The sequence below is a fragment of the Protaetiibacter intestinalis genome, assembly GCF_003627075.1.
Classification (GTDB): Bacteria; Actinomycetota; Actinomycetes; order Actinomycetales; family Microbacteriaceae; genus Homoserinibacter; species Homoserinibacter intestinalis.
Genome location: NZ_CP032630.1, coordinates 1,754,412 through 1,766,360, shown reverse-complemented (window position 1 = coordinate 1,766,360; position 11,949 = coordinate 1,754,412). Strand labels below are relative to the sequence as shown.

The window sequence follows — 11,949 nt, the reverse complement described above, 5'->3', positions numbered from 1 at the left end:
TGCGGGGCTCCCGCGGATGGTGCGGGGGCTCCCGCCGCCAGAGTCAGCTGAGGGGGGTGAGGGTGTACTTCGTGTCGAGGTACTCGTGGATGCCCTCGGCACCGCCCTCGCGACCGAGGCCCGACTGCTTGACGCCGCCGAAGGGGGCCGCGGCGTTCGAGACGACGCCGACGTTGAGGCCCATCATGCCGGTCTCGAGCTGGTCGATCATGCGCTGGCCGCGTGCGAGGTCGCGCGTGAACACGTAGGAGACGAGCCCGTACTCGGTGTCGTTGGCGCGGCGCACGGCGTCCGCCTCGTCGGTGAAGGTCGAGATCGCGAGCACCGGTCCGAAGATCTCCTCGCGCAGGATGTCGGACCCCGCGGCGATGCCCGAGACGACGGTCGGCCGGTAGAAGGTGCCGGGCCCGTCGACCGCCTCGCCGCCGGTCTCGACCCGCGCACCGCGGGAGACCGCATCCGCGACGAGCTCGGATGCCTTCGCGACCGCCTTGCCGTCGATGAGGGGGCCGATGGTCACGCCCTCCTCGGTGCCGCGCCCCACCTTCATGGCGGCGACGCGCTCGGTGACCCGGCGCGTGAACTCGTCCGCGACATCCGCGTGCACGAGGAAGCGGTTGGCCGCCGTGCACGCCTCGCCGATGTTGCGGAACTTGGCGAGCATCGCCGCGTCCACCGCGCGGTCGAGGTCGGCGTCCTCGAAGACGATGAACGGCGCGTTGCCGCCGAGCTCCATGGAGGTGCGCAACACCCCCTGCGCCGCCTGCTCGAGCAGCTTCACCCCGACCGGCGTCGAGCCGGTGAACGAGAGCTTCCGCAGCCGCGGGTCGCGGATGATGGGCTCCGACACGGCGTTCGAGGTGGAGGTGGTGATGACGTTGACGACGCCCGCCGGCACCCCCACCTCCTCGAGCAGCTGCGCGAAGGCGAGGGTCGTGAGCGGCGTGAGGGTGGCGGGCTTGATGACGACGGTGCAACCGGCGGCGAGCGCGGGCGCGATCTTGCGGGTCGCCATCGCGAGCGGGAAGTTCCACGGCGTGATGAAGAAGCACGGCCCGACGGGACGCTGGGTGACGATCATCCGCCCGGTGCCCTCCGGGTTCGGGCCGTAGCGGCCCTGGATGCGGGGCGCCTCCTCCGCGAACCAGCGCAGGAACTCGCCGCCGTAGGCGACCTCGCCTTTCGCCTCGGCGAAGGGCTTGCCCATCTCGAGCGTCATGAGCAGCGCGAACTCGTCGGCGCGCTCGGTGAGCAGCTCCCACGCGGCGCGCAGCAGCTCGCCGCGCACCCGGGCGGGGGTCGCCGCCCACGCGGCCGCGGCCTCGACCGCCGCGTCCAGGGCGCGGATGCCGTCCTCCGGCGTCGCGTCGGCGATCGTCGCGATCGTGTCGCCCGTCGCGGGGTCGTGCACGGGGATGGTGCCCCCCGCGGCCCCGTCGACCCACTGTCCGCCGATGTACAGCTGCGTCGGCACCTTCGCCAGCAGCGCGCTCTCCGAGATCATGCGTCCATCATCCCGCGGCCGGGTGCACGGCGCCGCCGGCATCCTCCACCTCGACGAGCGCCTCGGCGCCGGTGACGGGGTTGACCGCCGCGACGAGGTCGTCGAGCACCGTCACGGCGCGCCCCGCGTCGAGCGCGTCGAGCGCGGAGGCGCGCACGCAGTAGTCGGTCGCGATGCCGACGACGTCGACCTGGGTGACGCCGAGTCGGTCGAGCTCCTCGGGGAACGCGACCCCGTCATCCGTCGTGCCCTCGAAGATCGAGTAGGCGGGAACGCCCTGCCCCTTCCTGACGTGCACGTCGATGAGCGAGGTGTCGAGCGCCGGGTGGTACTCGGCGCCCGGCGTGCCGCCCACGCAGTGCCGCGGCCAGCTCGTCACGTAGTCGGGTGCGCCGTCGGTGGCGAAGTGCCCGCCGTTGTCGTCGTCGCCGTGGTGCCAGTCACGGGAGGCGATGACGACGTCGTAGCGGTCCGGATGCGCGCGCAGGTACTCGGTGATCCCCTCGGCGACGGCGGCCCCACCATCGACCCCGAGCGCGCCGCCCTCGGTGAAGTCGTTCTGCACATCGATCACGAGCAGTGCGCGCGCCATCAGTCCTCCGGAGCGTCAGTTGTTGGAGAGGTTGTCGCCGCAGCGGAACGCGGCCGTCGTGAGCGTGTCGAGCGCCGCCCGCGCGCCGCTCTCGACCCCGTCGCGGGCCGCGAAGAACGAGAACACGAGCGGGGTGCCGTCGGCGGAGTTGATGATGCCGGCGAGGGTATACGAGCCCCGGATCATGCCGGACTTCGCGAACACGTTGCCGCGCGCGACCGCGTTGTCGCCCGTGAAGCGGCTCGAGATGGTGCCCGACTTGCCGGCGACCGGCAGGCCGTCGCGCACGGCGTCGAGACCGTCGACACCGTCGCGTACCGAACGCAACAGGATCGTGAGCGCGTTCGTCGGCACCGCGTTCTGCGGGGACAGGCCCGAGCCGTCCTTGATGACGATGCCCGTCGCGGGCACCCCCCAGCGGGTGAGCTGGCTCGTGATGGTGCCCTGCAGCGAGGCGGCGGATCCGTTGCCGCCGCTCTGCTTCGAGGTGATGCGGGCGAGCATCTCGCCGAGCATGTTGTCGCTCGGCAGCAGCATCTGCGGCAGCAGGGTGCGCAGCGGCTGCGACTGCACCTCGGCGAGCACATCGGTGCCGACCGCCGTGCCGAGCGAGGTGGCGACGGCCGGATCGACGACCGTGCCGCTCGTGTCGGCGGCGCGCAGCGCGTCGAGGAAGGCGTTGCCCGCCCGACCGACCGGGTCGGTGGAGCGCGGGCTCACCGCCGCCCGCGGGTTGTCGCGGTCGCCGTCGACCTGCAGGGCGGTCGCGGGGGCCTGGTACCCCTCGGTGCGCTGATCCTCGCGCCAGGTGGGCTCCCACGCGTCGCCCGAGCTCCAGTAGCTCGAGTCGAGCACGACGTTGGTGATCGGCACATCCGGATGCCGCGCGCTGTACTGCGCGATGACGCCCTCGGCGAGGGTCTGCAGCTTGGGTGCGCCCGCGTAGACGCTCTCCTGGCCGACCGGCAGCCGGGAGAGGGTCGTGTCACCGCGTCCGACGAGCACGATCGTGCCGGGGCTCGAGCCCTCGTAGACGCTCGTCGTGATGCGGAAGTCGGGGCCGAGCACCGAGATCGCGGCGGCCGCGGTGAGCACCTTGAGCACGGATGCCGGCGGGGCGGGCGTGCTGCCGTTGCGGTCGAAGAGCACCTCACCCGTGTCGGCGCGGATGACGGTGCCGTAGAGGGTGGCGAGGCGGCCGTCGGCGGCGGCCCCGGCGATCGAGCAGGTGCGCAGGCGGCTCGCGGTGGCGGGCAGCGTCGAGACGGGACGCGGGTCGGGGGTGGTGATGCTGGGACTCGGGGTGCTGACGGGCTCGTCGGTGTCGCGGGACGCCCACGCGACGCCCGCGAAGACGGATCCGGTGCCGAGCAGCAGGAAGACGACCGCCCCGGCCGACACGATCCATGCGGTGGGGTGCTTGCGCAGCAGGGCGCCGATGCCGCCGCTCTTCTTCGCGGCGGGCGCTGCGGCCTCCGCCCCGGCGGGCGCGGCGGCGGCCTCGGCCGACGCCCGGGCAGCGCGGCGCGAGGTCGGTTGCTCGTCGGTCACCGGATCATCCTAGCCAGCGTGCCCCGCGGCCCGGAGCCCCCGTGATCGCCTACTCGCCGGGGTAGCGCAGGCCGATCTGGCGGCGGATCTCGTCGAGGGTGCCCATGATCGCGACCGTCTCCTCGGGCGGCAGGATCTCGCCCGCGAGCGCCCCCGCCGCGACGAGCCGCTCGAGCTCGGCGGCCTGGAACTGCATGCCGCGCCCGGGCACGTCCTCCTCGAAGCGCTCGAGCACGGCATCCGAGGGGTCGATGAGCGAGAAGCTCGTCGGGGTGTACCAGACCGGGTCGATCTCGATGCGGGCCTCGGTGCCGACGACGACCGCCGTCGAGGGGCCGCGCGCGTCGAGCTGGGTGTGCAGCACCGCCTGCTCCCCGCCCGGGTAGCCGAGGATGATCGCCGTCTGCCGGTCGACGCCCGTCGCGGTCGGCGAGGAGATGGCGTGCACGCTCGCGGGGGCGCCGAAGACGTCCCACGCGAACGAGACGGGGTAGATGCCGAGGTCGAGCAGTGCGCCGCCGCCGAGCGCCGGGTCCTGCAGGCGGTGGCTCGGGTCGGTGGGCAGCTTCTGGTCGTGGTCCGCGAGGAGCGCGCGCACCTCGCCGAGCGCGCCGGAGGCGATGAGCTCGCGCACCCGCACCATGTGCGGCAGCCAGCGCGTCCACATCGCCTCGAGCACCACGAGCCCCTTCTCGCGGGCGAGCTCGACCACCCGACGGGCGTCGGCCTCGGTGACGGTGAACGGCTTCTCGACGAGCACGTGCTTGCCGTGCTCGAGCGCCAGCAGTGCGTTCTCGGCATGGAAGGGGTGCGGCGTCGACACGTAGATCACGTCGACCTCGGGGTCGGCGACGAGCGCCTCGTAGCTGCCGTGCGCCCGCGGGATGCCGTGCGCGGCCGCGAAGGCGTCCGCCGACTCCTGCGTGCGCGATCCGACCGCGGCGACGGTGAAGCCCGTCAGGTTCAGGTCGTTCGTGAAGGCCCGGGCGATGCCCCCGGTGCCGAGGATGCCCCAGCGCAGTCGGTCGGTCATACCTCGAGCGTAGGGCGCGCGGCGGACGTCAGCAGCCGCCCCAGCGGGCGGCGGCGCGCGCGAAGCCGGCGCCGTCGTTCGGCAGGCCGCCGTGCACCATCGCGAAGCAGATGACGACGCCGCTCATCGAGCCGCTGTAGGTGGGTCGGTACAGCGACTTCTGGTGCGAGGCCGAGTTCCACCACTTCTGCGCGACCGTGGCGCCCGTGTTGCCGGAGCCGCCCGCGAGGTTGCCGTCGCATCCGACCGCCGGGGCGCCGTCGGAGCGCGGGGTGCCGTTGTGGCCCCACGCGCTGTTGACGTCGGGGCTCGGGTCCTCGGCGATCCAGAACAGGCGCTGCTCCATGCAGGAGTCGTAGCGGAAGTTCGCCATCGGCACGGGCTCGAGGCAGTTGGCGACGCGGATGCTGTTGTAGGTCGCCGCGAACGACTGCAGGTCGGAGGTGGTCGTGCCGCCGACGCCACCCGCGGAGGTGATGCCGGGCGCACCGGAGACGGATCCGCCGACGCTGCCGGGGCAGCTCTGGCCCGCGGCCGCACGGGCGGCCTGCCGTGCGGCGGTGCCGCTGCGCTTCGCGGCGGGTGTCTCCACGACGACCGGCACGGGCTTCGGCACGGGCTTCTGCGCGAGGTGCTCGGTGTCGACCTTCAGGTTGCGGGCCATCTCGGGCGCCGCGAGCGGGTTCTCGGTCGCGAAGGTGACGGCGGCGACGGCGGCGGCCGTGTCGCCCACGCGTCCCGTGGTCGCGAGCGGCGTGGTCGCCGCGACCGGCAGCACCTCCGACTCGTCCGCGTACGCGGGGGCGCCGATCGACGGCCCCCCTCCGCCGACGAACGGAAGACCGAGCGCGAGCACGGCTCCGAAGACCGTCCCCACGAGAAGTGTGCGCTTGAGCACTCTTGAACCCCCCAGTTCAAGATGACGCCGCCTCCCCCCACAGGAGCCGGATAGCGTCTCCCCCCACAGGCGGCGCTACGCGTGACAGGCTACGCCCGGCTCGCGGAGGAGTCGACCCCCCGGCCGGGGGCCGCGGTGCGAGGAAACGCGGATGAGGCAGTGGAGCCGCCTGTGGGAATCGAACCCACGACCTTCTCATTACGAGTGAGACGCTCTGCCGACTGAGCTAAGGCGGCGTGCGTTGCGAGCAACGGCACAGCCTCCGAGCATAGCCGATGTCGGGGGCGGGTCGGATCGCGCGATCAGCACATGGGGTCGGCGGCCGGCACCGTGCCGTCGACGAGGAACGCGTCGACGACCTCGGTGACGCAACTGCTCGTGCCGTAGGCGGTGTGGCCCTCGCCCCGGTGGGTGACGAGGTGGCCGTTCTCGAGCTGCGCCGCGAGCGCCTGCGCCCACACGTAGGGCGTCGCGGGGTCGTTGGTCGTGCCGACCACGAGGATGTCGGGCGAGCCGGGCGCGGTGATGGGCGCGCGCACGACCGACGACAGGAACGGCCACTGCGGGCACAGCGTTCCGCCGAACGCCATCCACGGGCCGAAGACGGGCGCCTCGTCGGCGAGCGTCTGCGCCTGGGCGCGCATCGTGGCCGGGTCGGGGTCGCTCGGGTAGTCGAGGCAGTTGACGGCGATGAACGCGGGCGTGCCGTTCGAGGCGAAGGTGCCGTCGGCGTTGCGGTCGTTGTAGGCGTCGGCGAGGAAGAACGCGGTGTCGGGATCCCCGTCGAAGGTGTCGTCGAAGAGCTGGTCGAGGTAGCTCCAGTTCGACTGGTTGTACAGCGGCAGGATGACGGCGCTGAACATCGTGCCGGAGCCCAGCATCCGCCCGTCGTCGGCGGCGATCGGATGCGCGTCGAGGCTCGACAGGAGCGCCGCGACCCGCGAGCGCGCGTCGTCGACGGAGCCGTCGAAGGGGCAGCCGCGACGGCCGATGCAGTCCTCCAGGTAGGCGGTGAACGCGCCCTCGAAGCCGCGCGCCTGGGCGAGGGTGACGTCGAACTCGCCCGCGGAGGGGTCGATCGCGCCGTCGAGCACGAGGCGGCCGGCGCGCTCGGGGAAGAGCTCCGCGTAGCGGGCGCCGAGGTAGGTGCCGTAGGAGTAGCCGAGGTAGTTCAGCTGCTCGTCGCCGAGCACCGCGCGCAGCAGGTCGAGATCGCGCGCCGCGCTCACCGTGTCGACGTGGCCGAGCAGCTCGCCCGTGCCCTCGAGGCAGCGGGCGCCGAAGGCCGCGTTCTTGGCCTCCGTCGCGGCGATCCACGCGTCGGAGCCGCGCACGCCCGGCCCGATGCCGTAGATGAAGTCGTCGAGCACCGCCGCGTCGCCGCAGCCGACCGGTGTCGAGGAGCCGACGCCGCGCGGGTCGAAGCCGACCACCGTGAACTCGCGCTGCAGCTTCGCGCTCGTCGCGAAGTCGATGCTGTCGCGCACGAAGTCGACCCCCGAGCCGCCGGGGCCGCCCGGGTTGACGAGCAGCGAGCCGCGCGGGTTCCCGCCCGTCGCGTACTGGCGGATGAGGGCCAGCTGGATCGTCTCGCCGCCCGGGTCGTCCCAGTCGAGCGGCGCCGTCGCATCCGCGCACTGCATGCCGCCGCCGCAGCCGCTCCAGCGCAGCACCTGGTGGTAGAACGGCGCGAGCTCCTCGGCCACCTCCTCGCCCGTCGGCGTGGAGGTCGCCGGGGCGCCGCCCGGCTGGAACCACGACACGCAGCCGCTCAGCACGAGCGCGAGGGCGGCCGCGAGCGCCGCCGTCCGGCCGAGCCGGGCCCGGCGTCCGGTCACCGGGTGCTCGCCGCGTCGCGACGGATGCCGGTCACGAGCATCGCCTCGAGGGCGAGCGCCGGCGCGACGTTGCCCTCGATGCGGGTGCGGGCCTCCGCGATCGCGTCGAGGGTCGCGAGGGTCTGGGCGGGGGTGGCGCGGGCGGCGGCCTCGGCGAGCTCGCCGTAGATCGCGAGGTTCACGGGCTCGAGCCCGACCCCCAGCTGGAGCAGCAGGATGTCGCGGTAGAGCGACAGCAGGTCGACGAGGATGCGGTCGAGCCCGTCGCGGAGGCTGCGGGTGGCGCGACGCTTCTGGTCCTCCTCGAGGGCCTTCACCTGCGCACGCAGCGCCGGCGGCACGGTGCCGCCGGGCTCGACCCCGAGCGAGCGCAGCGCCTGCTCGCGCTCCTCGGCGTCGCGCTCCTCGGTGATCTGCTTCGCATCCTGGCCGGCGATCTCGAGCAGCTCGGCGGCGGCCTGCACGGCGCCCGCGACCCCGCGGATGCCGAGCGCGAGCTCCATGGTGCGGCGGCGGCGCTGCCGGGCCTGCTCGTCGGTGGCGAGGCGGTGCGCCATGCCGATGTGGGCCTGCGCCTCGCGGGCGGCGCGGGTCGCCTCGGGAAGGCTCACGTCGTCGCGCCGCGAGATGAGCTCGGCCACCGCCTCGACGCTCGGCACGCGCAGCCGCACGGTGCGCACGCGCGAGCGGATCGTGGGCAGCAGGTCGGCCTCACTCGGGGCGCACAGGATCCAGATGGTGCGCTCGGGCGGCTCCTCGAGCGCCTTCAGCAGCACGTTCGAGGTGCGCTCGGTCATCCGGTCGGCGTCCTCGATGATCATGACGCGGTGGCGGCCGACCGCGGGCGAGAACTGGCTCGCCGCGACGAGCTTGCGCACGTCCTCGATCTTGATGATGACCGCCTCCGTGCTGAGCACGGCGAGGTCGGGATGCGTGCGCGCCGCGACCTGCGCGGCCGTCGCCTCGAGGTCGCCCGGCCGGGCGATGAGCTCGGTCGCGAAGGCGAAGGCGAGGGTGGAGCGTCCGGAGCCCGGAGGGCCCGTGATGAGCCAGGAGTGCGCGAGCCCGTCGCCCGCGGCGGCCGCGCGCACGACGCCGATCGCCTCGGCCTGGCCGGTCAGCTCATCCCACAGCGCATCCATCAGTCGAAGGCTACGCGAGCAGGTCCGACACCCGCTCCCGGATGCGGGCGGCGAGCTCGTCGATCGGCAGCGCGGCGTCGAGCACGAGGAACCGCGCGGGCTCGGCGGCGGCGAGGGCGAGGTAGGCCTCGCGCACGCGGTGGTGGAACTCGGCGGCCTCCGCCTCGAGGCGGTCGTAGCGGGTGCGCGCGTCGTCGAGCCGTGCGCGGCCGGCCTCGATGTCGAGGTCGAGCAGGATCGTGAGGTCGGGCAGCAGGCGCTCGGTCGCCCACAGCGACACCTCGCGCACCTCGTCGGCATCCAGCACGCGCCCGGCGCCCTGGTAGGCGACCGAGGAGTCGAGGTAGCGGTCCTGGATGACGATGTCGCCCCGTTCGAGCGCGGGGCGCACGACGGTCGCGATGTTGTGGGCGCGATCGGCGGCGTAGAGCAGCGCCTCCGCACGCGGGGCGATGTAGCCGCGCCGGTGCAGGATGATCTCCCGCAGTTCGAGCCCCAGCTCGGTGCCGCCGGGCTCCCGCGAGTGCACCACGGTGCGGCCCCCGGCGGCGAGCCACTCCGTCAGCAGCGCCGACTGGGTGGACTTGCCGGAGCCGTCGCCGCCCTCGAAGGTGAGGAACAGGCCGCGGTCGGCCGGCACCTCAGGCCTTCTTCTTCGCGGCCGGGCGCTTGGCCGCCGGGCGCTTCGCGGCGGGCTTCTTGGCCGGCCCCTTGGCGCGCTTGTCGACGAGCAGCTGCACGGCGCGGTCGAAGTCGACGGATTCCACGCTCTCGCCGCGCGGGATGGTCGCGTTGGTGACCCCGTCGGTCACGTACGGCCCGAAGCGGCCGTCTCGGATGCGGATGGGCTTGCCGCTCGTCGGGTCGGCGTCGAACTCCTTGAGCGCGCTCGAGGGGCGACGGGCGCCGTACTTCGGCTGCGCGAAGATCTCGAGCGCGGCGGGCAGCTCGATCGTGAAGATCTGGTCCTCGCTCTCGAGCGAGCGCGAATCCGTGCCCTTCTTGAGGTAGGGGCCGTAGCGCCCGTTCTGCGCCGTGATCGGCTCGCCCGACTCCGGGTCCTCGCCGACGGTGCGCGGCAGGTCGAGCAGCTGCAGCGCCGTCTCGAGGTCGACGGTCGCCGGGTCCATGGTCTTGAAGAGGGACGCCGTGCGCGGCTTCACGGCCGCCGCCTTCTTGGCGGGCCTCTTCTTCGGCTTCGCGTCCGAGACCTCACCGGTCGTCGGGTCGACGACGAGCTCCTCGGCGGGCGCCTCGGGCTCCGGCTCGAGCTCGGTCACGTAGGGGCCGTAGCGGCCGTCCTTCGCGACGATCGTCTTGCCGGTGGCGGGGTTCACGCCGAGCACGCGGTCGGTCGCGACGGGCGCCTCGATGAGCTCGCGCGCCTTCGCGGGGGTGAGCTCGTCGGGGGCGAGGTCGTCGGGCACGTTCACCCGGCGCGGGGTGTCGGTGCCGTCCTCGACCTCGAGGTAGGGGCCGTACTTGCCGACCCGCAGCGTGATCCCGTCGTCGATGACGATCGAGTTCACGGCGCGGGCGTCGATGTCGCCGAGGTTCTCGACCACCTCGCGCAGCCCCGGGTGCTCGCCGCCGCCGAAGTAGAACTGGCTGAGCCAGTCGACGCGGTCGGCCTCGCCGCCGGCGATCTTGTCGAGGTCGTCCTCCATCTCGGCCGTGAAGTCGTACTCGACGAGGTCGCCGAAGTGGTCCTCGAGCAGCCGGATGACGCTGAACGCGATCCAGCTCGGCACGAGCGCCTGGCCGCGCGGGGTCACGTAGCCGCGGTCGATGATGGTCGAGATGATCGAGGCGTACGTCGAGGGACGGCCGATGCCGAGCTCCTCGAGCGCCTTCACGAGGCTCGCCTCGGTGTAGCGCGGCGGCGGAGTGGTCTCGTGGCCCTTCGCCTCGAGCTCGGCGAGGCCGAGCGCGTGCCCCTCCTCGAGCGGCGGCAGCTTGGCGCTCGCCTCGTCGGAGGCGTTGCGCACCTCGTCGCGCCCCTCCTCGTAGGCGGCCTGGTAGCCGCGGAAGGTGATGACGGTTCCGGATGCCGTGAAGTCGGCGTGGGCGCCCTCTCCCCCGTCGGCGGCGATCGTGACGGTCGCGGTGGAGCCCTTGGCATCCGCCATCTGGCTCGCGACGGTGCGCTTCCAGATGAGGTCGTAGAGCTTGAACTCGTCGCCGCGCAGCTGGGAGGCGACCTCGGCGGGGGTGCGGAAGACGTCGCCGGAGGGGCGGATCGCCTCGTGCGCCTCCTGCGCGTTCTTCGACTTGGAGGCGTAGACGCGGGGCTTCTCGGGGATCGAGTCGGCGCCGTAGAGGCTCACCGCCTGCTTCCGCGCCGCCTCGATCGCCTGCTGCGAGAGCGTCGTCGAGTCGGTGCGCATATAGGTGATGTAGCCGTTCTCGTAGAGCGACTGGGCGAGGCTCATCGTGATGCGGGCCGAGAGGCGGAGCTTGCGCGAGGCCTCCTGCTGGAGGGTCGAGGTCGTGAAGGGGGCTGCGGGGCGGCGCGAGTAGGGCTTGGTCTCGAGCGACTTCACGGCGAAGCTCGCGGTGTCGGCGCGCAGCGCGTCGACGAGCAGGTCGGCGGCGCGCTCGTCGAGGGTGACCGCATCCGCCTTGAGGCGGCCGGTGTCGTCGAAGTCGCCGCCCTGGGCGACGCGCTTGCCCTCGAGGCGCACGAGGCGGGCGCTGAAGGCCTGCTCGGCATCCGTCGGGGTGAACTCGGCCACGAGGTCCCAGTACGAGGCCGAGACGAAGGCGAGCCGTTCGCGCTCGCGGTCGACGACGAGCCGGAGCGCCGCCGACTGCACACGGCCGGCCGAGAGCTTCGGGGCCACCTTCCGCCAGAGCACCGGCGAGATCTCGAAGCCGAAGAGCCGGTCGAGGATGCGGCGGGTCTCCTGGGCGTCGACGAGGGCCGTGTCGATCTCACGGGTGTTGCGCTCGGCGGCCTGGATGGCGTCCTTGGTGATCTCGTGGAACACCATGCGCTTGACGGGCACCTTGGGCTTCAGCACCTCGAGCAGGTGCCACGCGATGGCCTCGCCCTCGCGGTCCTCATCCGTCGCGAGGTAGAGCTCGTCGGCGTCCTTGAGGGCCCGCTTCAGCTCGGTGACGGTCTTCTTCTTGGAGTCGGAGACCACGTAGTACGGCTCGAAACCGTTCTCGACGTCGATCGAGAACTTGCCGACGCTGCCCTTCTTGAGCTCGGGCGGCAGGTCCTTGACGTCGATGAGATCCCGGATGTGTCCCACCGACGCCTGCACCTCGTAGCCGTCGCCGAGGTACTGCGCGATCGTGCGCGCCTTCGCCGGCGACTCGACGATCACGAGCTTCTTCGTGGGCACTGCGGGGTCCTCTTCTCTATCCGGAGCACACCATACAC

9 protein-coding genes and 1 tRNA gene are annotated in these 11,949 nt (G+C 72.7%); all 10 read right to left on the bottom strand.

The window, feature by feature from the left end:
* Nucleotides 1–43: 43 nt before the first annotated feature.
* Nucleotides 44–1,504 carry an NAD-dependent succinate-semialdehyde dehydrogenase gene (locus tag D7I47_RS08335; RefSeq protein WP_120762607.1) on the bottom strand — a complete coding sequence of 487 codons (1,461 nt, stop codon included), beginning with the start codon at nucleotides 1,502–1,504 and terminating at the stop codon, nucleotides 44–46.
* Between the two features lie 7 nt (nucleotides 1,505–1,511).
* On the bottom strand, nucleotides 1,512–2,096 hold the full coding sequence (locus D7I47_RS08330) for an isochorismatase family protein (RefSeq protein ID WP_120762606.1): 585 nt from the start codon (nucleotides 2,094–2,096) through the stop codon (nucleotides 1,512–1,514).
* Between the two features lie 15 nt (nucleotides 2,097–2,111).
* Complete coding sequence (locus D7I47_RS08325) at nucleotides 2,112–3,647, bottom strand: D-alanyl-D-alanine carboxypeptidase/D-alanyl-D-alanine-endopeptidase (protein ID WP_227000540.1); 1,536 nt, start codon at nucleotides 3,645–3,647, stop codon at nucleotides 2,112–2,114.
* A 49-nt stretch (nucleotides 3,648–3,696) separates the two neighbouring features.
* Nucleotides 3,697–4,680, bottom strand: coding sequence for a Gfo/Idh/MocA family protein (locus D7I47_RS08320; RefSeq protein WP_120762605.1), 984 nt, complete (start codon nucleotides 4,678–4,680; stop codon nucleotides 3,697–3,699).
* Nucleotides 4,681–4,708: 28 nt separating this feature from the next.
* A complete protein-coding gene (locus tag D7I47_RS08315; protein WP_227000538.1) occupies nucleotides 4,709–5,578 on the bottom strand; it encodes a hypothetical protein in 870 nt (289 codons plus the stop codon).
* Between the two features lie 160 nt (nucleotides 5,579–5,738).
* Nucleotides 5,739–5,814: transfer RNA gene (locus D7I47_RS08310), tRNA-Thr, on the bottom strand.
* Between the two features lie 66 nt (nucleotides 5,815–5,880).
* Entirely contained in the window at nucleotides 5,881–7,416 is a 1,536-nt protein-coding gene (locus D7I47_RS08305; RefSeq protein WP_120762603.1) for an alpha/beta hydrolase, read from the bottom strand.
* Complete coding sequence (locus D7I47_RS08300; protein WP_120762602.1) at nucleotides 7,413–8,558, bottom strand: DNA polymerase III subunit delta'; 1,146 nt, start codon at nucleotides 8,556–8,558, stop codon at nucleotides 7,413–7,415. Before D7I47_RS08300 ends, D7I47_RS08305 begins: the two co-directional genes overlap by 4 nt.
* A gap of 10 nt (nucleotides 8,559–8,568) precedes the next feature.
* Nucleotides 8,569–9,198, bottom strand: a complete 630-nt coding sequence (tmk, locus tag D7I47_RS08295) for a dTMP kinase (protein ID WP_120762601.1) — start codon at nucleotides 9,196–9,198, stop codon at nucleotides 8,569–8,571.
* 1 nt (nucleotide 9,199) lies between these two features.
* Nucleotides 9,200–11,911, bottom strand: a complete 2,712-nt coding sequence (topA, locus tag D7I47_RS08290; protein WP_120762600.1) for a type I DNA topoisomerase — start codon at nucleotides 11,909–11,911, stop codon at nucleotides 9,200–9,202.
* Nucleotides 11,912–11,949: the final 38 nt, after the last annotated feature.

Bases quoted from the DNA above. Each gene is read 5' to 3' on its own strand.
- D7I47_RS08335 (WP_120762607.1), bottom strand. From the start codon at position 1,504: ATGATCTCGGAGAGCGCGCTGCTGGCGAAGGTGCCGACGCAGCTGTAC.
- D7I47_RS08330 (WP_120762606.1), bottom strand. From the start codon at position 2,096: ATGGCGCGCGCACTGCTCGTGATCGATGTGCAGAACGACTTCACCGAG.
- D7I47_RS08320 (WP_120762605.1), bottom strand. From the start codon at position 4,680: ATGACCGACCGACTGCGCTGGGGCATCCTCGGCACCGGGGGCATCGCC.
- D7I47_RS08300 (WP_120762602.1), bottom strand. From the start codon at position 8,558: ATGGATGCGCTGTGGGATGAGCTGACCGGCCAGGCCGAGGCGATCGGC.